The following is a 22,410-nucleotide window of genomic DNA, read 5'->3' as shown; positions in this document are numbered from 1 at the left end:
CTTAACGCAAGTTGATGGTTGTGTTCACACCGTCATTGACGCTGTCATCGTCGAACCAGCGACTGGTGACGGTCTTGGTTTGAGTGTAGAACTGCACCACTTGCTTGCCATACGGACCGAGGTCGCCGAGCTTGGAACCACGGGAGCCGGTGAAGCTGAAGAACGGAACCGGCACCGGAATCGGGATGTTGATGCCGACCTGGCCGACGTCGATTTCGTTTTGGAATTTACGCGCCGCCGCGCCGCTCTGGGTGAACAGGCCAGTGCCGTTACCGAACGGGTTGGCGTTGACCAGGGTAATGGCCTGATCGAGGGTGTCGACTTCCAGCACCACCAGCACCGGGCCGAAGATTTCCTGGGTGTAGATCTGCATGTCGGTGGTCACGCCGGAGAACAGGGTCGGGCCGACAAAGTTGCCTTTTTCGAACCCTGGAACGGTGATGTCACGGCCATCCAGCTCCAGTTTGGCGCCTTCCTTGATGCCGCTTTCGATCAGCTCAAGAATCCGTGCCTTGGCCCGTTTCGAAATCACCGGACCCACATCGGTGCCTGGCTCGCTGCCGGCATTCACTTTGAGTTTTTGCGCCAGTGCCTTGAGGTCTGGCAGCCACTGCTTGGCCGCGCCCACCAGCACCACCACCGAAGTGGCCATGCAGCGTTGACCGGCCGCGCCGAAACCGGCACCGACCAGCGCATTGAGGGCTTGCTCACGATTGGCATCGGCCAGCACCACCGCGTGGTTCTTGGCGCCCATCATCGATTGCACGCGCTTGCCGTGTTTACCGGCCAAGTCGTAGACGTGAGTGCCAACCGCGGTCGAACCGACAAACGAAACTGCCTTGATGTCTTTGTGGGTGCAGAGCGCGTCCACCACATCCTTGCCGCCGTGAACCACGTTGAGCACGCCGGCGGGAACGCCAGCCTCGATAGCCAGTTCCACCAGCAGCATGGTCGACATCGGATCCTGTTCGGATGGCTTGAGCACAAAAGTGTTGCCGCAGGCGATGGCCATCGGGAACATCCACAGCGGAATCATCGCCGGGAAGTTGAACGGCGTGATGCCGGCGCAGACGCCGATGGGTTGGCGCAAGGTGTAGGTATCAACACCGCCCGCCACGTTTTCAGCGAATTCGCCCATTTGCAGGCTGCCGATGGAGCACGCGTGCTCGACCACTTCCAGGCCACGGAAAATATCGCCTTCAGCGTCGGCAATGGTTTTGCCCTGTTCCGCACTGAGGACCACGGCGATGCGCTTGGAGTGCTCGCGAATCAACGCCTGAAGCTTGAGCATGATGCGCATCCGCGCGCCGATCGGTGTCAGCTTCCAGGTCTGGAAGGCACGGTGAGCGGCGCTGATCGCAGCGTCGACTTCCGCAGGCGTAGCGAACGGCACTTTTGCCAGCACTTGCTGGGTCGCCGGGTTGACGATGTCGTGCCACTCGGTGGTCTGGGACTCGACCCATTCACCGTCGATCAACAGCTTGACCTTTTGCACGGTGGTTTCTGGCGTGTGCGATGCGTTCATGTTCGTCTCCTGGCTTCTTGTGACTGAAGCGGTGTTGTTATCTTGGGAGCCAAGGCGAGAAAGTCGCCTTGCGATGAGGCGTGTGCCGTGAATTGGTTGTCGGACTGTTTTTGGAGTATAGATGTGCAAACTTCTAATAAGAACGCACATATAAGCCGGTCCAACATGCAAAAAAACATCACATCGTTAGGCTCATTGAACTGGGACGACCTGAAGTTTTTCCTCGAGGTCGCCCGCACCCGCAAGGCCAGCACTGCCGCCAAACGCCTGGCCGTGGATTACACCACCGTGTCACGGCGGATCAGCTCGCTGGAAGGCGCGCTGGGGACGTTGTTGTTCGAGAAGTCGCGGACCAATGGCTTTGTATTGACCGCCGAAGGCCAGCGTTTACTGGGATATGCCGAGTCCATAGAAAGCACGCTGCACATGGCGTGCGAGCAGGTGTCCGGCTCAGGCGTGGCGTTATCCGGCCACGTACGGATGGGTTGCACCGAGGGTTTTGGCAGCTTCTTCATCACCCCGCAGCTCAGCCACTTCGTCGATGCCTATCCGGCGATTTCGGTGGATATTCTGCCGCTGCCGCACTTCATCAGCCTGTCCAAGCGCGAGGCAGACATTGTCATCGCCCTGGAGCGCCCGGAACACGGCCCTTACGTCTGCTGCAAACTCTGCGACTACCGTTTGCAGCTGTACGCGACCCAGGACTACCTCGACCAACACCCACCCATCCGCCGCCCGGCAGACTTGGGCAAGCATCAATTCATCAGTTATGTCGACGATCTGGCGTTCAGCTCGGAGCTGTTGTACCTGGCCAATGTACTGCCCGGCGCCAGCGCGAACCTGCGCAGTACCAGTGTGATTGCGCAGTTCGTAGCAGCACAGCAGGGGCGCTCGCTGGCGATTCTGCCGTGTTTCCTGGCGGCCCAGGATCCACGGCTGCTGCCGGTGCTGCCGGAGGAAATCAACATCACCCGGCAGTTCTGGATGTACTGCCGCGAGGACCTGCGCAAGCTCAAGCGGATTACCCTGTTGTGGGACTACATCCGCGCCGTGACCGAGCAGAATCAGGCGTTATTGATGGGTGAAACCCGAACGATGCACTTCGCCGACTAGTCGGCGCTCACCACGATCGATACCCGGCGATTCTCGGTGCGCCCAGTAGCCGTATTATTAGGCGCGACCGGCTCGCCGCTGCCAAGACCGCGCAGTTGAATGTTCTCTTCGCGCATGCCAACGCTGGTCAGCACCTTGCTGACACTCTTGGCGCGGCGCAGAGAAAGTTGCTCGTTGTAGGCCTCTTTGCCCGACGCATCGGTGTGACCATCGATCCGCACGCGCTCAATGCCGGCACCGTGCAACGCCTTGCCGATTCGCTCGACGATTTCGGTACTTTGCGCGTTCAGGTGTTCAACGTCGCTGCCAAACAGCACCTTGCCCGACAAACCGAAGGCCCAGCCCTCCTCGGTCAACTCGAAACCCTGCTGTTTGAGCACCGCGATCTGCGCCGGGGAGAGGCCTTTTTGCGGTGCCGTTTGGCATCCGGTCAATGCCAGCACGGCCATGAACAAGGTAAGGGCGAAAAATCGCAGGGAACGTTGAGTCAGTGAAAACAAGGCTGTTAGCTCCTGGTTTGAACGTTAGCGACAAGGTGCTCCGCCCCTGCCATATATTGCCCGCCTCGAGAGAGACGTTTGGCTTGATACATTGCCGCATCGGCGGCATCGAGAAGGGCACTGGGTGTGGCGCCATGATCAGGGTAAATGGCGATGCCTACACTGAGTGAGGTCAAAACCTGGGTATCGCCCGGCAACTGAACCGGCAGTTCCATGCTGGCAATGATCTTTTCGGCAATTCGTTCGGCGTCCTCGGTTTTGTGCAGCGGTGTCAGCAGCACAGCAAACTCATCGCCACCCAGGCGCGCGACCAGATCCTCTTCACGCAGTTGCGCCCGGACCCGGGTTGCCACCGCAACCAGCACCGCATCGCCAGCGGCGTGACCGAAATTGTCATTGATGCCTTTGAACCGGTCACTGTCGAGAAACAGTACGGCAACCCGTTCATCGTGTTTGCTCGCATTACGCAACGCACGGATCAGCCGACCTTCGAAAAACGCCCGGTTCGGCAGACCGGTGAGACTGTCATGGCTGGCTTGGTGAGCCAGCGTTTCGTTTTCGTTTTGCAGGTGGGTTTGCCAGGACTCCAGCTCATCAAGCAAGGCATTGAAGTCGTTGCCCAGGCTGTCCAGCTCAGCGATTCGCGCCGGCGGCACGCGACGATCGAAGGCCCGCTCTCGGCGTGCTGCGTGAGCAACCTCGGCCAGGCTGCGCAGTGGGCCGGTAATCCCTCGTAGTTGACGGCGTGCCAGATATAGCGCGACCCAGGCACTGACCGCTGTACACAAGACAATCCCGGCCAGACCGCTCAGCAAAAAGCGCATCAGGCTGCCACCATGCCCGGTCAGCAAGATGCTGCCGACTTCCTGACCTTGATGAAGGATCGGTATGTTGATGGGCTTTTCCAGAAGTGATCGGGCGATCTGCATTTCCAATTCGGAAACCAGACCGGTTTCCGGTCGCTGCCAACGAGCGAGCAGTTGACCCTTTTCATCGAACACCTGAGCATCGGCCACTTCTTCAGTGGAAGCGATCAGCGCCAGCGCTTCGGTCGCCGCTATGTTGTCGTTGAACACTACCGCGGCTTCCACGGTGTAACTGATCGAACGGGCAATCAGGTGAAGGTTGTGATCGGCATACACCCGCAAGGCCAACACGCCAAGCAGGGTCAGGGACAAACTGGCCATGGCCACCCCAACCAGCGCGACGATCAGGTGTCCGCGACCAATGACCGAACGCAGGGTTGGGCGGTTACCGGACCTGAGAAAACTCATGGGGCCGCCGCTTTACGACGAGAGAGTTGCAAGACGCTGGGGTGAATCCGAACTCCACTGCGGGCCACCGAATCGAGGTTAACCTCGAACGACACTTGATGGTCACTGACCCGCAGGCAGAACAGGCTGCCCACCGTACATTGATCGCCTCCCTCGCTGATGCTCAGCACCGGATGGCCTATCAATGAAGCAAAGAGCGCGCTGCGCTCCTCATTGGTCAGTTTGCCGATGTAGACCGCGTCGCACTCACTGGCGATCGCCGGGTGATTGGCCAACAGTCGTCGAACGACTACGGGGCGACCCGTGGCTTGAGTGGTGCCTTTGAGCAAATCGTCGGTGTACTCGGTGGGACCGACCACACATAAACGCAATTGCGCTGGTTCTACGGGCCAGCGAGCGTAGCTGAGGATTCCCAGCACTACTTGTGTGACCGACTTCGCGCGCTGATCAGCCATGCTCACTGACGCCTCCGGTTGGGCGAAAACAGGGATGCTCAACAAACAGAAAATGCCGACCAGCAGTAGCTGCTTCCAGCCAATAATGCGTTCTGTCGTCCAGACAGCCAGCTTCATGCAGGAACTCTCGTTGATCGTTGGATGATGCCGCAACGATAGCATACCCGGTGAAATGCTCACGAAAACCGCGACCATAGATAGGCACCTAATTGTTTATAAAATCCTGAAGTAACAATTTGGGGTTTCCTATTTTTCTCTGTTTCACGCCATGTCTACCATCGGCGCCAACGTGACCTGTAACCGCACTGCGGTCCTAATAACAATAAAACTGACAGCGACGTAAATGAGAACGGATCCACCGAGATCCGACTCATGAAAACCTTTTGCTACTGCCAAAACAGCTCGACTCGGTCATGCACCGGCGTCGAACCTTGAGTAGTTGAAGGCGTCGCGGAGGTTCACCGATGAAACTGGAAATATTTCGTACCCTCTGGGGCTATAGCGCGAGCAAGGCCCAGGCACTCGATGAATTGCTGGAAGCCGGCTTCGACGGCATGGAGGCCCGCCTGCCGCTTGAGGCCAGTGAGCGAGCCGAGTTCGGTGCCTTTCTAAAGGCCAATCGAGTGGGTTACATCAGCACGGTTTTTACCGCCTACGATGTATTGCCGGAACAATCCGCGCCACCTGCCGAACACCTCCTCGATCTGGACAAAAAACTCGCTTGGGCTGCCGAGCTCAATCCACGCTTCGTCAACGTACTGGCCGGCAATGACCGCTGGCCGTTGGCGCAGCAGGTGGAGTTCTTCGGCCAGGCCATGACGCTTGCACGCAAGCACGGGCAAGTCTGCAGCTTCGAAACCCACCGCTCACGCTCACTGTTCAACCCCTGGCTGACCCTTGAGCTCATCCGGCAGCTACCCGACTTGCTGTTCACCAGCGATATCAGCCATTGGGTCGTCACCTGCGAACGTTTGTTGAATGACCCGGCGGATGACCTGAGTGCCTTCGTCGAGCGCGTGCACCATATTCAGGCCCGAGTCGGTTATGACCAGGGCCCGCAGGTTCCCCATCCTGCTGCTCCGGAATACGCCAGGGAACTGGCCTTCCATCAACAGCACTGGGAAGCCATCTGGCGCTCCCAACAGGCTCGCGGCTATCAGGTCAGCACCCTGACACCAGAGTTCGGTGCCGATGGCTACTTGCATCACCTGCCTTTCACCAATGTACCGGTCGCCGACTTGTGGTCGCTGAATATCTGGATGGCGAAAACAGAACGCGAACACTTCGATCGTTTCAACCACTCAACCCTTGCGTGAGGTGTTTGCAACATGCCTGAGAAGATAAATAACAGTGCGCCCCAAGCGAACTTCAAGAGCATTCCGGTGGTGGATATCGCCGGCCTGTTCAGTATCGAACGGGAACATCGACTAGCCGTTGCTGAACAGCTCGGTGTGGCCGCCAGTGACGTCGGCTTTCTCTACATCACCGGTCACGGCATTGAACCGCAGCTGATCGCCAACTTGCGCCAGGCGGCCAAGGACTACTTCGATCAGCCCTTCGACACCAAGATGCAGCATTACATCGGTACTTCGAAGACTCATAAAGGCTATGTCCCGGAAGGCGAAGAGGTGTACGCCAAGGGCAAACCGGATCACAAGGAAGCCTTCGACATCGGCTTCGAAGTCCCGGAAAACGACCCGCTGGTGCTGGCTAACACTCCGCTGCTCGGGCCGAATGAATGGCCGTCGCTGCCAGGTTTCAAGGAAGCAGTGCAGGCCTACTACGCGGCGATTTTCGCCCTCGGTCGACAGCTGTTTGGTGGCTTCGCTCTGGCCTTGGGCCTGGAGGAAGACTATTTCGACAGCATGGTCACCCGGCCGCCATCGAAGCTGCGTCTGATCCACTACCCGTTCGACGGTGCGGCTCAGGACGCGCCAGGGATTGGTGCACACACCGACTACGAGTGCTTCACCATTTTGCTGGCTGACAAACCCGGACTGGAAGTGATGAACGATCTCGGCCAGTGGATCGATGCACCGCCTGTTCCAGGGGCATTCGTGGTGAACATCGGCGACATGCTCGAAGTGATGACCGCGGGTGCATTCGTTGCGACCGCTCACCGCGTACGCAGCGTCAGCGAAGAGCGCTACTCCTTCCCGCTGTTCTATGCCTGCGATTTCCATACCCAGATAAAACCCCTGCCAAGCTTCGCCAAGGCAGAACACGAGTATGAGCAGATCACCATTGGTGAACACATGTACGGCCAGGCTCTGCAGACTTACCAATACCTGCGCAAGCGGGTGGAAAACGGAGAAATCACGTTGCCGGAAAAGGCGCGTAAGCCTTCGAGTTTCGGGCACCTGAAAAATCAGACACAACCATCCTGATCATTGCTGTCGGCCACTACTTTTCTAATCGGAGTCACCGAAATGCTCAACAAAAATAGCCGTGCTGCCCGTTTGTCCCTGCTTGCCGCCAGTCTGTTCTGCGCAACCGCCAGCATGGCTTCCACCGCCACACAGGGCCAGTTGAAGATCGGTATGGAAATCACTTATCCACCGTTCGAATCCTATGACAGCCAGAAGAATATTGTCGGCTCCGATCCAGAACTGGCTCAGGCCCTGGCCAAGCAGATGCAAGCCAAGGCAGAGTTCGTCGATACCAAGTTCCCTAATCTGATTTCCGGCCTGAATTCCGGGCACTATGACGCGATCATCTCCGGCATGTACATCACGCCCGAGCGTCAGACTCAAGCCATGACCATTGGCTACGCCGTGACTGGGGCGGCGATCATGGCACCGAAAGACAGCGGTTTGAATGCGCAAACCCCTGAGGAACTCTGCGGCCTGAAAGTCGGGCTCGAACAAGGCACCACCTGGGTCGCTCAATTGAAGAAACTCTCGACCGAATATTGCGTGCCGAACAACAAGGGCGCCATCACTGTCAGCGAGTTCCCGTCGGCACCGGAAGTGACCCAGGCCCTGCTGTCGAAAAACATCCAGGCCCAGATGGAAATCGCTGGCGCGGCGAAGATGATCGCCGAGCACACCAACGGCCGTGTAGTGGTCACCTCCCAGCATCTGGTCTATCCGCAAACCCTCGGCATCTTCGTCAAGAAAGGCAACGACGAGACCTATCAGGCGCTGCTCAAAGCGTTTGATGCCGCCAAAAAAAGCGGTGACTACGCAGCTATCCTGAAGAAGTACAACCTGGAAGAAGCGTCCAACTAAGGCTACGCCCCTTCGCGGCCAGCACGCGCCTACAAAAACACCGCTCCCCATGCGGGAGCGGCTTACCCGCGAAGATTTCACTGCGGTTTGAGGTACTTATGCAATTCGATTGGACGTATTTCTTCTCCCTGTTCGCAGATTCTGCCTTCTGGCAAGCCTGTATCACCGTGATCGAGCTCAGCTCCCTGGCCTGGTTCATCGGTATGTTACTGGGGTTTCTCCTGGCCTCGGCCAAGTTGTCTGCTTCCCCCTGGCTTAAATTACCGTCGGCGGTTTACATCTGGTTCTTTCGCAGCATCCCGCTGCTGGTGCTGGTGGTCTTCGTCTACAACCTGCCGCAATTATTTCCGATGACCGGTTCGGTACTGTCCAACCCGTTCTACTCCGGGTTGTTCGCACTGGTGATCACCGAAGCGGCGTATATGGCAGAGATCCATCGCGGAGGCCTTATCTCGGTAGCCAAGGGTCAGAAAGAAGCCGGGCGCGCGCTGGGTATCAGCTTCCTGGGCTTGCAGCGTTTGATCGTGATACCTCAAGCCTTTCGCATTTCCCTGCCCACGTTGATCAACGAATACATCACCGTGGTGAAACTGACTTCGCTGATCTCGGTGATATCCCTGACCGAACTGCTCACCGTCGGCCAGCGCCTGTACGCGCAAAACTTCCTGGTGATGGAAACCCTCGGCGCGGTAGCGGTGTATTACGTGTTTATCGTGAGCGTGTTCGGCTGGTTTTTGCACCGACTGGAACGCTATCTGGATCTGAACCAACGCAAACCACAGACCCTCGACGAAACTGCCGTGGCCCGACTCAAGGCACAAATCCAGCCTCTGACCGCCACGACTGGCCTCCCATCCAGCCACGGCGCTGCACCGGTTCTGCAATTGGAAAAAATCCACAAGCGCTATGGTAATCACGAGGTGCTCAAGGGCATCGACCTTACGGTCGGCAGTGGTCAGGTGATCTCGATCATAGGCCCGTCAGGCTCAGGCAAAACGTCGTTGATCCGAACCATCAACGGCCTGGAAAGTATTGATCAAGGGGAGATCAAGCTGTTCGGCGAAAGCTTCATCAGCCACGACGACACCCCCAACAGCGCCCGGGTTCGCAGTGGCGTGCGGCATATCGGGATGGTTTTCCAGAACTTCAACCTGTTCCCCCATCGCTGCATTCTCGACAACATAACCCTGGCGCCGCGCTACCACGGCAGTGCCAAGCCCTTGAGCGAACAACGCGCCTATGCACTGCTGGACAAGGTCGGACTGCTGGCCCACGCACACAAATACCCGCATCAGCTTTCTGGTGGTCAGCAGCAACGGGTAGCGATTGCCCGAGCATTGGCCATGGAGCCGAAGATCATGCTGTTCGACGAGCCGACTTCAGCCCTCGATCCAGAGCTGGTGGGCGACGTATTGAATGTGATCCGCGATTTGGCAAAAGAAGGTATGACGATGCTGATCGTGACCCACGAGATGGACTTCGCGATGTCGATTTCCGATCGGGTCATTTTCATGGAAAACGGGCATATTCAGCTGGATGCAAGCCCATGCGCCATACGCAATGAACGGGCAGGGGAACGGGTCCGACGCTTCATGGGCCTGCCCTCCCGGGAAATACTGCTGGCGGCGGAGTAGAAGGCGTGGGAGCGGGTCAAGTGTTGGTGACGGGAGGCCAAATCCCCTCGCCACCGTCACTGCACCGGCTCATCCCAGCTCCAGCATTAACCCGCTCAAGCGCTTGACCTTGCGTCGTACGGCTTCTTCAAAAATCCCGGTACGTGGCTCGATCAGGCTGAACCAGTCCTTGGCGCGGGTGATGCCGGTGTAGATCAGCTCTTTGGTCAGCACCGGGTTCAGCGCATCCGGAAGGATCAACGCCGTATGCGCGAATTCGGAACCCTGGGATTTGTGCACGGTCATGGCGTAGACGGTTTCCACGTCGTTGAGCCGACTGGGCAGAACAAACCTCACACCACCCTGACCATCATTACGCGCAAAAGCTACGCGCAGCACCTCGCGTCCTGCTTCCTGGCCATCACGCTCAGGCAATTTCAAAGCGATACCGATGTCGCCATTCATCAGGCCGAGGCCGTAATCGTTGCGCGTCATCAGCACCGGACGCCCTTCGTACCATTGCTGATCACTGTCGATCAGGCGCGCCTTGAGTAGCGCGCCGGTAATACGCTGATTCAACCCCTCGACACCCCACGGTCCCTTGCGCACGGCACACAACAGCTGGAAAGCGTCGAAGGCCTGCAAGACACTGCGCGCCCACTCAACCCAGCAGGAGTCGTCGGGAGGTGAGTTGAAGGACGGTCGCTGGTTTCGCAAAAGACTCAGGTAATGCCGATAACCCTGCGGTCCTTCGCCGTGGCCTTCGAGCAACAACCGCTCCAGTGCCCGGTCCTGCTCACCCTTGAGGGCCAGCGAAAACAGATCGGCATGACTGCGGGCAGCCAGCAACTTGCGAGCCTCATCGGCCTGCTGCTGATTGACCCAGCGCGCCAGTTGACCAATGCCGCTGCCTTCGCCAAATCGCCGCGAGTGACGCAGCATCACCACCTGCTGGGCCAACGGGTGACTGGCATCGACGTCTTCCTGCAGACCGCAGGAGCTGAGGTCTTCACCACTGACGGCCTCCAGCCAGTCGCGGGTCTGTGGACTGTACCAACCGGCCTCGGCATCGCGGCACAGATCACCGAGTACAGCGCCGGCTTCCACCGAGGCCAACTGATCCTTGTCACCGAGCAACACCAACCGGGCATGTATCGGCAATGCATCGAGCAGATTGGCCATCATTTCCAGATCGATCATCGAGGCTTCGTCGACCACCAGCACATCCAGCGGCAGGCGATTACCGGCGTGATGGCGGAAATGCCGGGTACCCGGCCGACTGCCGAGCAGGCGGTGTACCGTGGTCACGTCAGAGGGGATTTTGTCTCTGACATTATCGGCAACTTGCAGCGTGCGAACTTGCTGACTGATGGACTCTGTCAACCTCGCGGCGGCCTTGCCCGTGGGTGCGGCAAGTCGAATGCGCAGTGGCTTGCCCACCTCCACGGCAGGCGCCTGGAGCAGGGCCAGTAAACGCACGACCGTGGTGGTTTTGCCGGTTCCGGGCCCGCCTGTGACGATGCTGAATGCACCCCGGGTGGCCAGGGCACAGGCGAGTTTCTGCCAATCAATCTGCGCACCGGAACTGGCCTGGCCAAACAAGCCACTCAGGCGTTCGGACAGATCATCAGGCGCTGGCTCATGAGCGACAAGACGTTGGCGCAGCGCACTGTCAATGCGCCGTTCATACGTCCAGTAACGGCGCAAATAAAGTCGCTTGCCGGACAACACCAACGGACGCTGCATTGCTTCGTCACCCCCATCGGCAGCCAGCGCCACAAGACTGCTGGACGCCAGGACCTTGCACCAGTGAGCGCCCACCAATGCTTCAAGCAATTGCGACGGCAACAACAGAGTGCCGGTCTGCAGATCGCCTTCCGGCGGCAAGGAAAGCGCAAAGTCCGGCTCCTTGAGCGTCTCGAACAGATCGAGGCACACATGCCCGTGCCCCAGTTGATGGCTGGTCAAGGCTGCCGCCAGCAACACCAGCGGATCACCGTCGGGGGCCAGTTCGTGGAGGAAGGCGACAAAGGCTCTATCCAGCGCCCGCAGCCAGCCACGCTCGACCCAGCGCTCCAGCAGCAGCAACAAGTCGTCGGCACGGCTCAGTGGCGTCAGTAGCGCAAGGCTCTCGGCCGTCAACGGTGTGGGTAACAAATCGGCGAAGGAACGACTCATAGCAATACACCCTGCTCCCAGGCCGGTTCAGGCTTGGGTTCTGGTTTTCCCTGGAACAGCCGGTCCAGACGTTCGATCAATTCCCGTGGCGGACGGGTGAAATACACACCTTGGCTTGCAGCCCGGGTCCCCCGCAGGAACAGGTACAAGGCGCCGCCCATGTGCCGATCGTAATCGTAATCAGCGAGCCGAACCTTGAGCTGGCGATGCAGCGCCAGCAGATACAGCACATATTGCAGGTCGTAACGATGATCGAGAATCGACTGTTCCATTGCTTGCTCGGTATAGGTCGAATCGTCGGCACCAAGCCAGTTGGATTTGTAATCCGCTACGTAGTAACGCCCAGCGTGCTCGAACGTCAGGTCGATAAAACCTTTGAACATGCCGTTGAGCAACACTGACTCGACGAGCACGCGAGGGGCACCGTCGTGGGTGTATTGGCGCACCAGTTCGTCGAGTTTCAACACATCGACTTTGTGGCTGGCAAACCAGAACTCCATCTCGACCCGGTACTCGGTCAGTTGCTCGAACACCACGGGCGGTTGCTCAGCGCCGATGCGTAATGGTGCTTGCAACAAGTGCAGTAGCCAGTCGCTCAGGGTGGTAATCCAGCCCTCCCAACCACGGCGATTGCAGCGACGCGCAATGGCGTTTTCGATGGATTTCGGGTCTGCGGTGAAACCTTCGTCACCCGCCCACTCCAATAATCCATGGAGAAAAGTCCCAGGATTAGGCCCACGCGGGAAGCGATGGATATCGCCACCATTGGCGAACACTTCGCGTGGCGCATCCGGATCAAGTCGCTCATCGTCGAAGAGTTTTTGCGCTTGCGGACTTTCCGGCGCCTCGTCGCTGCCAGTACTCAGACTGTCGCCGATGCGCAATGCACTGTAGGAAGCGATCCACCAATTCTCGGCTGCCTTGCGCTTCGGTATCCGCGGTGCGAGCAACATTGCCTCATTGCGTGGTGGGTGAAAACGTTCGCCTGTGGCTTCAGGTATTTCGCCATAGTTCAACGCCGCGCAATTTTGCTGCAGATCTTCCAGCCAACGCTTCAGGCCCGCCGATTCGGCCAGCTTGTCGCCGCCGCCCAGCAGATAGCCCAGTGCCGACAGGTGCAGAACCGAGCTGTTGTTATTGCCGCGCTTGAGGTCAGTGACGCCCAGCCAGCAAGCGTGTTGGGCGCGGGTCAAGGCTACATAAAGCAGACGCAAGTCTTCGGCCAGACGCTCATCGTCAGCCTGAGCAATCAGCTCGGGGGTTGGGCTCAGGGTTACCTGGGCCTTGCCGGTCGCGTCGTGGTAATGCAGCGGTAGACGGCTGCCATCCACGGGTTTAGCTGAACAGATAAATGGCAGAAAAACCAACGGATACTCAAGCCCCTTGGACTTGTGGATGGTCACTACCTTGACCAGCTGTTCATCGCTTTCCAGACGTAGAATCTGCTCTTCGCCGGCCTGCCCCGACAACGCCAGATGCTCGGACAAATGACGGATCAAGGCTTGCTCTCCATCGAGCTCGGCGGCGGCTTGTTGTAACAGCTCCGAGAGATGCAGCAAGTTGGTCAGTACGCGTTCGCCATCGCTTCGAGCAATCAAGGTCTGAGGCATTTCGAAATCGTGTAGCAAGCGTCGCAACATTGGCAGGACGCCCTGACTGCGCCAGATCACCCGGTACTCGCGAAACTGCATAACGCGCTTCTCCCAAGCCAGCTCATCCTGGTTCAAGCGTTCCAGCTCTGTCAGTGACAGATTCAGCGTGATGCTGGCCAGCGCTGCACGCAGCGGCCGCTCAACATCCGGTTCGGCGCAGGCCTTTAGCCAACTCAACAGGTCGTGAGCCTCTTGGGCCGCGAATACCGAATCCTTGTCCGACAGATAAACACTGCGCACACCCCGCGCGGACAACTCATTGCGTACGGCCTGGGCTTCTTTACCATCGCGCACCAGAATCGCGATATCCGCCGGGAGCAGCCCCTGTAGATTCTCTGTCCCCCGAACAAAACCCGCACGCCCCTGCTGTCCGCCATTGAGCAATGCAGTGATTTCACTGGCGCAAGCCGCAGCCAGTTGCTGTCGGTATACGACACCGGACAATGGCTGCTCGCTGGGCAGTTGCCAGATATTCAGCGCCGGTACTGCCTGACCGTTGATCTGCAACGACTCTTTGCGACCCTGAGACTCGACCGGTAGAAATGGAACCGGGTTTTCGCCACTTTTCTCACGGAACAGAAACGCACCACGCCCCAGCTCACGGGCTTCGGCACGCTGGAACACGTGGTTCACCGCATCGACCATCCCATGACTGGAACGGAAGTTGGTACCTAGGGTATGCAAGCGACCACTCGTCGCCTGACGCGCGCGCAGGTAGGTGTAGATATCGGCACCACGGAAGGCATAGATCGCTTGCTTGGGGTCGCCGATCAGAAACAGCCCGCATTCCGGGTTGTTGTCTTCGATGCGATAGATGCTCTCGAAGATCCGGTACTGCACTGGGTCGGTGTCCTGGAATTCGTCGATCAGTGCGACCGGAAACTGCTCGCGGATCAACGTCGCCAGGCGCTCACCACCTTCGGCTCGCAATGCGGCGTCGAGCCTCAACAACATGTCGTCGAAACCCATTTCAGCACGACGACGCTTCTCTTCTTCAAAGCGTGCACCCACCCACTGCGCGGCATGTTTCAGGACAACTGCGTCCGGGGTCGGCAATGCATCGAGACTGGCTTTCAGGCCTGGCATGGCATCCAGGCCGGGGTGACTCGGTGCCTGGCCTTTCCAGGCCTCAGCCATGCCATCGGGCGTCAGACGATTGAAGCCGGTGCCGATATCCAGCTGTTCAAGGCTTTCATCCTCGGCCCAGGCGCCGATTTTCTCGAACCAGGGCTCGAAGTAACGCGCTTGCATCTTGCGTCCGTCGACAGACTTGCTGGCAACGCCTTGCAGACAGATATCACGCAACTCCTGCGCCCATTGGCGCCAAGGTGCCTTGAGTTCCAGCAACGCGTCACGCCGCTCTTGCAAGCACTCGGTGATCAAGTCGGCTGGCGCCTTCCCCTCGTCAGTGTCGCGCTCACTGGCGAACAGTCCGCGCACCCGTGGCAACAAGGCAGCCGGACCGCCCCAATGGGTGCGAACCCAGTTCAGCGCATCACCTTGCATTGGATAGCAAAATAGCCGCCAGTAATCGCGCAGTACTTCGCCGAGCAAATCGCTGTGGTCGGTTTCCAGGGTTTGGGTAAACAGGCTGCCACTATCGAATGCGTGCTCACGCAGCATCCGTTGGCACCAACTGTGGATCGTCGAAACCGCAGCCTCATCCATCCACTGTGCAGCGATATCCAAACGGTTCGCACAGCCGGACCACTGCTCGGGAACGAACTGCGCACGTAACTCGGCAATCAGGCTGTCTGGTGCTGGAGTTTCGTCGCGGAAAAACCGCGCAGCCTCTGCAAGGCGAGTACGGATACGTTCACGCAGTTCCTTGGTGGCAGCGTCGGTGAAGGTCACCACGAGGATTTGCGGTGGCAGGAGCTCACGACCAAATCCGGCAGACTCGTCACCGTGGCCAAGCACCAGGCGCAGATAGAGCGCGGAAATTGTAAATGTCTTGCCGGTACCGGCACTGGCTTCGATCAGCTGGCTACCGCGAAGCGGGAAGGCTAATGCCAGAGGGACTTTCGCCGTCATGAGTGCGACTCCTCGCTGGTCAATGAACACCAGGGAGCTTCGAGCAGAGGACGGTAGAGCGCGTCACACCAATCGACAAAGGTTTCATCGGTAACCAAGGCATTGTAATCGGCAAACTGGCGAGCCAGTGCTGGACTTTCACGGCGCTCGCCATCGGTAGTCTGACCGTCACCTTCATAGGCCTTGCGAGCGGCAGCCTCAGCTTTGACCGGATCAGTCTGCCCCAACCAGGCGAAAGCAGTTTTTGCCGCTACGGGCAGTGGCTGGCGCATACCTGATTTCCAGGCCTGCAACAGATTGCCGAGAGTTTTCAGCGCGGCGTCTTGCTCGACAGGTGCGAGCAGCAAGGTATCGTCACTGGCCACCAACCCTGTGGTCATCGACAAACCGCTCGCACAGGCCACCAAATGGTTAAGCCAAGGGCGGGTCAGACGATGCCATTTGCGAGTCTTGATCGAGCCAATGCTGTTGGGGATCGTAGTGACAGCCAGCAGCCCGCCATCGCCACGTTGATGAAGACCACTGAGCCAGCCTTCCAGGCTCACGCCCTGCAATTGAAGCGTCACCGGTAATGCACTGTTTTGCGGTGTCGGCCATAACACCAGCAGCTGTTGATAACGCTGCAGCAGATCCGGTAGCGGTTCGATCAACTCACGTTGCAAGCACTCACCGAAACCGGCCATCGGCAGCAGGCCGCTGTCCTGCAACCTTTTGGCCTGCGCATGCAGAGCTTGCTCAGGTTGATCCAGATTAGTCAGTGCTGCTTCAAGCAAGCTGTCGCTCAGACTGTAGCGTTGCAACGCGTCGAGCACGAATGGTTCTTCGTCTGCCAAGGGAGCTTCAGCCGCTTCGAAAAACACCTTGAGACGCTGACTGAAAAAATGGCGGACGGGGTTGCGCAGGAAATCCTGAAGCTGACCAAGACTCAGTGGCTCTTCCTGAACATAGGCATCAAGCATTGCCAATGCTGGAGCGCGGTCGTGGTGCTCATGCAACAGTTGCCATTCTCGGGCATAGCTGAACAGTTTATTGCCTTCATGGAAATAACGGGCACTGAATGGTTGTAACGGATGCTCCTGAGTCATCGCCTCAAGGAGTTCCTCGCTATCATCGGCGAGCTCCCAGCCGTTAGCCAGATGGTCACGCAGCTGACCGATCAATACCGATGCGGGACGCTCGCTATTGTCGCGAATACTGCGACCGACCCAGCTGATGTAAAGCTGATCTCGCGCCGAGAGCAAGGCTTCGAGCAACAGATAGCGGTCATCCTCTCGCCGCGACCGATCACCGGGGCGGTAATCGCTGCCCATCAGATCGAAGTCCAGTGGCGGTTGCGCACGCGGATAATCACCGTCGTTCATGCCCAGCAGGCAAACAAGTTTGAAAGGAATCGCCCGCATCGGCATCAATGTGCAGAAATTCACTGCACCTGCCAGGAAGCGTTGGGACAAGCGACCCTGGTCGAGACCCGCCAACCAGGCTTCACGAACCACCGTCAGCGGCAACTCGTCCTGTAAGCCAACCGATTCGCAGGTCTCCAGCCAGGTTTCGCGGAGCAACTCGAGCTGAGCCAGCAGATAGTCGTCGTGCTCATTGCTCGCGAGGAAAAATAGCTGCATCAACGCTTGAAGACGCACGCCCCATTGCTCGGGCGATGCCGGTTGCGTGAGCTCTTCGTGAGCGATCTGCAAAGCATCGAGTAAAGCTACCAACGGGCCGATCAGTGCGGCATCCAGACCGCCGATTTCATCATAAGGTTCGATGCCATCGCAGGAATGACCACTGCCAACGGCATAACCTAGAAGCATGCGACGCAAGCCAAAACGCCAACTGTTTTGCTCAAGCTCATCTGGTAAACCAAGACCGGCGCGCTGTTCAGCGTTCATCCCCCAGCGAATACCAGCCCCTTCGATCCAGCGATGCAATGTCGGCAGATCGCGCTCCTCTACTCCGAATCGAGCGCGCAATGCCGGAACGTCCAACAAGTCGAGGATCTCACTGACCGGGAAACGGCTATCAGGCAGCTTGAGCAAATGCTCGACTGCGATCAGCAGTGGATCGCGGCCACGCTGGCCCTGGTCAGTCAACGTAAAGGGGATAAAGCGCCGGTCTTCTCGCTCAAGTTGACCAAACACGGCACGGATGTGCGGGGCGTAACTGTCAATGTCTGGGACCATCACAATCACATCACGAGGGCGCAACTGCGGATCAGCGCTGAAGCGCGCGAGCAACTGATCGTGGAGTATCTCCACTTCACGCTGAGCGCTATGGGCAATGTGAAAACGGATCGACTCATCATGCTCCAGATCGACCGCTGGCCAGAGCAGGCGGGTTTCATTCAGCGGACGTAACTCGAGTATGTCGTCCTGTAATTGATTGAGCATATTCAACGGCCGGCTTTCGCTGAAAAGGTCGATGCGCCCGTCGCGAAAAGCTGATCGATAGCTGTTGGGATCGTCATAGCTGTCGAGCAGGTTGATGTAGTCGCGCCCTTGTTTGCCCCAGGCTGCCAACAGCGGGTGAGCATGTTGATGCAGGGTTTGAGGGTCAAGCACGACCGGCATGCCGGTCCTGCGCGCCTGCCGCTTGTATTGGTGCCTTAAAAGGTCTTTATCGGCGACGATGTCGGCCCAGTGGTGACGACATGGGTTGTGCACACAAAGCAGAACCTGGCTGAAGCGAGCCAATCCCGCGAGTGCTTCCAGAGCTTGAGCGGGTAGCGAAGAAATACCGAAAACGATCACTCGAGAAGGTAACCCTTTAGGTGCAGTGTCCAGGCCAGTGATTGTCTCTATGAAGCGTTGGTGAACGCCTGCGCGGCTTTGTGCCATGCCTTGCTCACCCACATCCAACAGCAATGCTCGCCACAACTCAGCTTGCCAACAGTTGGCCGACGTTAGCGGTTTGACCTCACCTCTGCCGTTACGCAGTTGATGGCGGCCTGCGGCCCAGTCTTCCAGCCAGTCCGCGCGGTACACCTGATATTGGTCAAACAGATCCGCGAGCCGCTCAGCTAGCTGATAGCGTTTACGCAGATCGGTATCGTGAGTCAGGAAGCGTTGCAGCGGTTCGAAGTACGGTTGATCGATCAGCTCCGGCAACAGGCGCATCAGACGCCAGGTCAGCGGTGCCTTGTCCAGCAAGGACTTCGCTGGAATCTCCTCACGTCCGAGCACCGATCGATAAAGTTGCCACATGAAGCTGCCGGGTAACTGCACATCAATGGCCGCGGCTATACCACAGCCACCCATATCGTCATCTTCAGGGTCTTCGGCCAACGCCAGCTTCAACCATTGGGCAATACCGTTGCTCTGCACCAGAGCGATTTCATTTTCCAGGGGAGCGAGCGGATAACGCCGCATCCAACTGACCACCAGACTACGTAGCTCGTCCAGGCGGTTGCCGTGAACCACCATAAAACCAGCACTGAGGAACGTAGCGTCCGCCATAAGGGTTTCCTTGGAAAATGCAAAAGCTAGGGCCGAACCTTAGCATTGTAAGGTGACGGTGACAGCCGGGAGCTGTCCGATGTTGCTGTACGAACTTTCTCGCAGGCAAAACAAAACCCCTACCTGCATACGCAGATAGGGGTTTCGGAATTTAATCTTGACGATGACCTACTCTCACATGGGGAAACCCCACACTACCATCGGCGATGCATCGTTTCACTGCTGAGTTCGGGATGGGATCAGGTGGTTCCAATGCTCTATGGTCGTCAAGAAATTCGGTAGCCAGGTCGTCACTTGCGCAACGCTCCAGCGAATGGGTATGTGATAGCTCGGTGTCTTTGTGAATCGCAAACTTTCGGTTTACTTCGTCTTCACACACCGCAATCTGGCGCCCTTTCGAGTCACTAAATTGCTTGGGTGTTATATGGTCAAGCCTCACGGGCAATTAGTATTGGTTAGCTCAACGCCTCACAGCGCTTACACACCCAACCTATCAACGTCGTAGTCTTCGACGGCCCTTCAGGGGACTCAAGGTCCCAGTGAGATCTCATCTTGAGGCTAGTTTCCCGCTTAGATGCTTTCAGCGGTTATCTATTCCGAACATAGCTACCCGGCAATGCCACTGGCGTGACAACCGGAACACCAGAGGTTCGTCCACTCCGGTCCTCTCGTACTAGGAGCAGCCCCTCTCAAATCTCAAACGTCCACGGCAGATAGGGACCGAACTGTCTCACGACGTTCTAAACCCAGCTCGCGTACCACTTTAAATGGCGAACAGCCATACCCTTGGGACCGGCTTCAGCCCCAGGATGTGATGAGCCGACATCGAGGTGCCAAACACCGCCGTCGATATGAACTCTTGGGCGGTATCAGCCTGTTATCCCCGGAGTACCTTTTATCCGTTGAGCGATGGCCCTTCCATACAGAACCACCGGATCACTAAGACCTACTTTCGTACCTGCTCGACGTGTCTGTCTCGCAGTCAAGCGCGCTTTTGCCTTTATACTCTACGACCGATTTCCGACCGGTCTGAGCGCACCTTCGTACTCCTCCGTTACTCTTTAGGAGGAGACCGCCCCAGTCAAACTACCCACCATACACTGTCCTCGATCCGGATAACGGACCTGAGTTAGAACCTCAAAGTTGCCAGGGTGGTATTTCAAGGTTGGCTCCACGCGAACTGGCGTCCACGCTTCAAAGCCTCCCACCTATCCTACACAAGCAAATTCAAAGTCCAGTGCAAAGCTATAGTAAAGGTTCACGGGGTCTTTCCGTCTAGCCGCGGATACACTGCATCTTCACAGCGATTTCAATTTCACTGAGTCTCGGGTGGAGACAGCGCCGCCATCGTTACGCCATTCGTGCAGGTCGGAACTTACCCGACAAGGAATTTCGCTACCTTAGGACCGTTATAGTTACGGCCGCCGTTTACCGGGGCTTCGATCAAGAGCTTCGCGTTAGCTAACCCCATCAATTAACCTTCCGGCACCGGGCAGGCGTCACACCCTATACGTCCACTTTCGTGTTTGCAGAGTGCTGTGTTTTTAATAAACAGTCGCAGCGGCCTGGTATCTTCGACCGGCATGGGCTTACGGAGCAAGTCCTTCACCCTCACCGGCGCACCTTCTCCCGAAGTTACGGTGCCATTTTGCCTAGTTCCTTCACCCGAGTTCTCTCAAGCGCCTTGGTATTCTCTACCCAACCACCTGTGTCGGTTTGGGGTACGGTTCCTGGTTACCTGAAGCTTAGAAGCTTTTCTTGGAAGCATGGCATCAACCACTTCGTGTTCTAAAAGAACACTCGTCATCAGCTCTCGGCCTTAGACTCCCGGATTTACCTAAGAGTCCAGCCTACCACCTTAAACTTGGACAACCAACGCCAAGCTGGCCTAGCCTTCTCCGTCCCTCCATCGCAATAACCAGAAGTACAGGAATATTAACCTGTTTTCCATCGACTACGCTTTTCAGCCTCGCCTTAGGGACCGACTAACCCTGCGTCGATTAACGTTGCGCAGGAAACCTTGGTCTTTCGGCGTGGGTGTTTTTCACACCCATTGTCGTTACTCATGTCAGCATTCGCACTTCTGATACCTCCAGCAAGCTTCTCAACTCACCTTCACAGGCTTACAGAACGCTCCTCTACCGCATCACCTAAGTGATACCCGTAGCTTCGGTGTATGGTTTGAGCCCCGTTACATCTTCCGCGCAGGCCGACTCGACTAGTGAGCTATTACGCTTTCTTTAAAGGGTGGCTGCTTCTAAGCCAACCTCCTAGCTGTCTAAGCCTTCCCACATCGTTTCCCACTTAACCATAACTTTGGGACCTTAGCTGACGGTCTGGGTTGTTTCCCTTTTCACGACGGACGTTAGCACCCGCCGTGTGTCTCCCATGCTCGGCACTTGTAGGTATTCGGAGTTTGCATCGGTTTGGTAAGTCGGGATGACCCCCTAGCCGAAACAGTGCTCTACCCCCTACAGTGATACATGAGGCGCTACCTAAATAGCTTTCGAGGAGAACCAGCTATCTCCGAGCTTGATTAGCCTTTCACTCCGATCCACAGGTCATCCGCTAACTTTTCAACGGTAGTCGGTTCGGTCCTCCAGTTAGTGTTACCCAACCTTCAACCTGCCCATGGATAGATCGCCCGGTTTCGGGTCTATTCCCAGCGACTAGACGCCCTATTAAGACTCGCTTTCGCTACGCCTCCCCTATTCGGTTAAGCTCGCCACTGAAAATAAGTCGCTGACCCATTATACAAAAGGTACGCAGTCACCCAACAAAGTGGGCTCCCACTGCTTGTACGCATACGGTTTCAGGATCTATTTCACTCCCCTCTCCGGGGTTCTTTTCGCCTTTCCCTCACGGTACTAGTTCACTATCGGTCAGTCAGTAGTATTTAGCCTTGGAGGATGGTCCCCCCATATTCAGACAAAGTTTCTCGTGCTCCGTCCTACTCGATTTCATGACTAAGAGATTTTCGCGTACAGGGCTATCACCCACTATGGCCGCACTTTCCAGAGCGTTCCGCTAATCTCAAAGCCACTTAAGGGCTAGTCCCCGTTCGCTCGCCACTACTAAGGGAATCTCGGTTGATTTCTTTTCCTCAGGGTACTTAGATGTTTCAGTTCCCCTGGTTCGCTTCTTAAGCCTATGTATTCAGCTTAAGATACCTAACTTATGTTAGGTGGGTTCCCCCATTCAGACATCTCCGGATCACAGTCTGTTTGCCGACTCCCCGAAGCTTTTCGCAGGCTACCACGTCTTTCATCGCCTCTGACTGCCAAGGCATCCACCGTATGCGCTTCTTCACTTGACCATATAACCCCAAGCAATCTGGTTATACTGTGAAGACGACATTCGCCGAAAATTCGCAATTTAACTCACAAG

Annotated in this window: 12 protein-coding genes and 2 rRNA genes; 5 read left to right on the top strand and 9 right to left on the bottom strand. The window is 57.2% G+C overall.

Annotated features, from left to right (window positions below; translation table 11 throughout):
* Position 1: 1 nt before the first annotated feature.
* Positions 2-1,525, bottom strand: a complete 1,524-nt coding sequence (locus ACIPIN_RS07885; protein WP_401117245.1) for a CoA-acylating methylmalonate-semialdehyde dehydrogenase — start codon at positions 1,523-1,525, stop codon at positions 2-4.
* Positions 1,526-1,690: 165 nt separating this feature from the next.
* Between ACIPIN_RS07885 and ACIPIN_RS07880 the strand changes: the two genes are divergently transcribed.
* Entirely contained in the window at positions 1,691-2,638 is a 948-nt protein-coding gene (locus tag ACIPIN_RS07880; protein WP_262115475.1) for a LysR family transcriptional regulator, read from the top strand.
* On the opposite strand, the gene ACIPIN_RS07875 is transcribed toward ACIPIN_RS07880, so the two are convergent.
* Genes ACIPIN_RS07875 through ACIPIN_RS07865 form a run of 3 tightly spaced genes read right to left on the bottom strand, consistent with a single transcriptional unit; the run spans position 2,635 to position 4,984 of the window.
* Positions 2,635-3,138, bottom strand: a complete 504-nt coding sequence (locus ACIPIN_RS07875) for an OmpA family protein (protein ID WP_401117243.1) — start codon at positions 3,136-3,138, stop codon at positions 2,635-2,637. The two genes, ACIPIN_RS07880 and ACIPIN_RS07875, sit on opposite strands and share 4 nt — an antisense overlap.
* A 5-nt stretch (positions 3,139-3,143) precedes the next feature.
* Positions 3,144-4,412, bottom strand: coding sequence for a diguanylate cyclase domain-containing protein (locus ACIPIN_RS07870; protein ID WP_401117241.1), 1,269 nt, complete (start codon positions 4,410-4,412; stop codon positions 3,144-3,146).
* Positions 4,409-4,984 carry a YfiR family protein gene (locus ACIPIN_RS07865; protein ID WP_401117239.1) on the bottom strand — a complete coding sequence of 192 codons (576 nt, stop codon included), beginning with the start codon at positions 4,982-4,984 and terminating at the stop codon, positions 4,409-4,411. Before ACIPIN_RS07865 ends, ACIPIN_RS07870 begins: the two co-directional genes overlap by 4 nt.
* 347 nt (positions 4,985-5,331) lie before the next feature.
* Between ACIPIN_RS07865 and ACIPIN_RS07860 the strand changes: the two genes are divergently transcribed.
* The 4 genes from ACIPIN_RS07860 to ACIPIN_RS07845 all read left to right on the top strand — a co-directional run bounded on the left by ACIPIN_RS07860 (position 5,332) and on the right by ACIPIN_RS07845 (position 9,731).
* A complete protein-coding gene (locus tag ACIPIN_RS07860) occupies positions 5,332-6,183 on the top strand; it encodes a sugar phosphate isomerase/epimerase family protein (RefSeq protein ID WP_401117237.1) in 852 nt (283 codons plus the stop codon).
* A gap of 12 nt (positions 6,184-6,195) precedes the next feature.
* Positions 6,196-7,254, top strand: a complete 1,059-nt coding sequence (locus ACIPIN_RS07855) for an isopenicillin N synthase family dioxygenase (protein WP_401117235.1) — start codon at positions 6,196-6,198, stop codon at positions 7,252-7,254.
* Between the two features lie 42 nt (positions 7,255-7,296).
* Positions 7,297-8,097 (top strand): ABC transporter substrate-binding protein, encoded by an 801-nt coding sequence (locus tag ACIPIN_RS07850; protein ID WP_401117234.1) that lies wholly within the window; start codon positions 7,297-7,299, stop codon positions 8,095-8,097.
* Between the two features lie 98 nt (positions 8,098-8,195).
* Positions 8,196-9,731, top strand: coding sequence for an amino acid ABC transporter permease/ATP-binding protein (locus ACIPIN_RS07845; protein WP_401117232.1), 1,536 nt, complete (start codon positions 8,196-8,198; stop codon positions 9,729-9,731).
* Positions 9,732-9,800: 69 nt separating this feature from the next.
* Here the strand turns inward: ACIPIN_RS07845 and recD are convergent, their stop codons facing one another.
* The 5 genes from recD to ACIPIN_RS07820 form a co-directional block, all read right to left on the bottom strand.
* On the bottom strand, positions 9,801-11,888 hold the full coding sequence (gene recD / locus ACIPIN_RS07840) for an exodeoxyribonuclease V subunit alpha (RefSeq protein WP_401117231.1): 2,088 nt from the start codon (positions 11,886-11,888) through the stop codon (positions 9,801-9,803).
* Positions 11,885-15,574 carry an exodeoxyribonuclease V subunit beta gene (recB, locus tag ACIPIN_RS07835; protein WP_401117229.1) on the bottom strand — a complete coding sequence of 1,230 codons (3,690 nt, stop codon included), beginning with the start codon at positions 15,572-15,574 and terminating at the stop codon, positions 11,885-11,887. Before recB ends, recD begins: the two co-directional genes overlap by 4 nt.
* Positions 15,571-19,023, bottom strand: a complete 3,453-nt coding sequence (gene recC, locus ACIPIN_RS07830) for an exodeoxyribonuclease V subunit gamma (RefSeq protein WP_401117227.1) — start codon at positions 19,021-19,023, stop codon at positions 15,571-15,573. Before recC ends, recB begins: the two co-directional genes overlap by 4 nt.
* A 155-nt stretch (positions 19,024-19,178) precedes the next feature.
* Positions 19,179-19,294, bottom strand: a 5S ribosomal RNA gene (rrf, locus tag ACIPIN_RS07825).
* 153 nt (positions 19,295-19,447) lie between these two features.
* Positions 19,448-22,339, bottom strand: a 23S ribosomal RNA gene (locus ACIPIN_RS07820).
* Positions 22,340-22,410 lie beyond the last annotated feature (71 nt).

This window comes from Pseudomonas sp. NPDC087697 (genome assembly GCF_044743155.1).
Lineage (GTDB): Bacteria > Pseudomonadota > Gammaproteobacteria > Pseudomonadales > Pseudomonadaceae > Aquipseudomonas.
This window is presented reverse-complemented; position numbering and strand designations above follow the sequence as displayed.